Raw genomic sequence first — 2,576 nt, 5'->3', positions numbered from 1 at the left:
ACCGCCGCACCCGACAAGCTCGCCGCCGGCGCCCCCGCCACCGCCGTCTGGCAGGTCACCCCGCCCGCCCAGCTGCCCGCCGGCGCCACCCACCGCCTCCTGGTCACCGCCCGCGCCCAGGCCGACGGCCGCCTCGCCCTCGCCGACGGCGAACTCGCCGCCCGCCCCGCTCCGGCGATGACCGGCCACCTCCTCGACGAGGACTTCGAATCCCTCGCCGGCGCCCTCAAGCCGGAGTCCGGCCTGCTCGGCTGGACCGCCCAGGCCCCCAAGGGCTGGACGGTGGTCAACGCCCCCGCCATGCCCCAGGGCACCGTCCGCCTCCAGGGCTGGACCTTCCACACCAAGCGCGAATGGGCCGCCCTCGGCGCCCAGGACCGCGGCAACTTCACCCGCGCCCTGGGCGTCGTCGCCGTCGCCGACCCCGACGACTGGGACGACACCGGCTCGCCCTCCCGCAAGGGCGTCTTCGACTCCACCCTGGTCTCGCCCGCCGTCGCCATCCCGGCCGGCACCGACACCCTCCACCTCGCCTTCGACTCCCACTACCGCCAGGAGGCCCCGCAGAAGGCCTCCGTCACCGCCGTCTTCGACAACGGCACCGAGACCCGCCTGCTCGCCTACAGCTCCGACGCCACCGGCAACGACAACGCCGGCAAGGACGTACAGAACACCCGGATCACCCGCAGCCTCGCCGTCCCCGCCGGAGCCCGCTCGGTGACCCTCCGGTTCCGCATGTACGACGCCGGCAACAACTGGTACTGGGCCGTCGACCACATCCGCCTCGACACCCGCCCCGTCACCGACTGACCCCGCCGGCCCCTCCAGCCCGACCGGGCCCGCCCGAGCCACCGCGCCCGGGCGGGCCCGACCCGTACCGGCGGCCCCGCGTGCCAGGTAGAACTACTGCCACGACCACAGGGGAGGAAACCGAAGGTGACCGACACGACGACCCCGGCCGACCAGGCCGCCCGACTCCACGACCGCTACCCGAGCCTCGACGAACTCACCGCCACCGCCCACCAGTTGGCCGCCCACCGGCCCGACCGCTGCCGGGTGCGCACCGTCGGCACCTCCCGCGCCGGACGCCCCCTGACCCTGCTGACCGTCGGCCCCGCCCCGCACGGAACCGGCCGCGCCCCGCACAACCTCCTCGTCGTCGCCGGCGCCCACGCCGACGAGTTCGCCGCCCGCGCCGCCGTCGACGACCTCGCCCACCACGCCCTCACGGCCCAACACCCCGACCTCGCCTGGCACTTCCTGCTCTGCCTCGACCCCGACGGCGCCCACCTCGCCGACGGCAGCCGCCACGCCCGCACCCTGCCCGACTACTTCGCCCACTACTACCGCCCCGCCGCCGAGGAACAGCCCGAATGGGCCCCCGCCGCCGGCGCCGACCTCCCCGAGAGCCGCACCCTCCTCGACCTCATCGACGAACTGCGCCCCACCCTCCAGTTCTCCCTCCACAGCACCGACGTCGGCGGCACCTTCCTCCAGGCCACCAGCGACCCCGCCGCCCTCGCCCGCCCCTTCGCCCGCTCCGCCGCCCACCACGGCATCCCCGTCGAGACCGGCAACTTCGACACCTTCCGCCTGCACGAATCCGGCCCCGGCGTCTACCTGATGACCCCCCACCACATCGACCGGCAGGAGACCACCACCGGCGTCCTCACCCCCCACCACGGCGCCGACGAAGCCCGCGCCGGCACCTGGTTCGCCCCCCAGCGCCACGGCGGCCAGACCGTCCTCGTCGAAGTCCCCGCCTTCACCAGCGCCCACCTCGGCGACAACCGCCCCGCCACCGGCGTCCGCCTGTACCTGCGCACCTGCGCCGACCGCCTGCGCCACCGCGGCACACTCCTCACCGCACTCCTCGACGCCGCCCTGCCCTACGTGCGAAACCCCGACACCCCCCTGCTGCGCGCCGCCCGCACCCCGCTCACCGCCCTGCGTCAACTCGCCGACGCATGGGACCCCGACGGCCACGGACAGGAGCTCCTACAGACCCCGATCCCCCGCGCCCGCCTCACCGGCATCGACCTGTGGGCCCACCGCGTCCCGGTGCGCGCCGCCGCCCTGCTGCGCCGCGCCGTCCGCGTCGCCGGCGCCCCCGCCGCACCCCAGGCCGCCCGCCTCGACCACCTCCTGCGCGACTGGTGCGCCCAGTACCAGCGGACCTTCCAGCCCGTCTGGCTCCCCGTCGCCCGCCAGGCCGCCCACCAGGCCGCCACCGTCCGCGCCGCCGTCGCCCTGCGCCACCCGGAGCGGTAGGGACCGTCCCCGGAGCCGGCCGCAGGGCCGTTCGCCGCCCCGGGGAAACCCGAACGGACGTGCCCGGCGGCGCGTGACCGGGAGACGCCGCCCATCACCCGAACGGGGGAATCAGGTCGGCCGCGAGGTGGCGGCGAGGACCCGGACGGGAGACTCGGCGCGAACTCCCCTGCTCCGCAGGGGCTTTGACGTGCGCGGAAGGAAGTACGTGATGAACAGGACCCGTCTCGTCCTCGCGGGGGTGCTCGCGACAGGCACCGTGGTGGCGGGGCTGCCCTCGGCTTCGGCGGACAGCGCCCCGACGG

At 75.9% G+C, this 2,576-nt stretch carries 1 protein-coding gene and 1 pseudogene; both read left to right on the top strand.

The window, feature by feature from the left end; translation table 11 throughout:
- Positions 1-810 (top strand): annotated as a pseudogene (locus tag AE652_RS33560) (phospholipase C, phosphocholine-specific); the annotation flags it as partial.
- A gap of 126 nt (positions 811-936) precedes the next feature.
- On the top strand, positions 937-2,271 hold the full coding sequence (locus AE652_RS33555; RefSeq protein ID WP_049658524.1) for a M14 family zinc carboxypeptidase: 1,335 nt from the start codon (positions 937-939) through the stop codon (positions 2,269-2,271).
- The last annotated feature ends 305 nt before the right edge of the window (positions 2,272-2,576 follow it).

This window comes from Kitasatospora sp. MY 5-36, assembly GCF_001182915.1.
Taxonomy (GTDB): domain Bacteria; phylum Actinomycetota; class Actinomycetes; order Streptomycetales; family Streptomycetaceae; genus Kitasatospora.
This window is presented reverse-complemented; position numbering and strand designations above follow the sequence as displayed.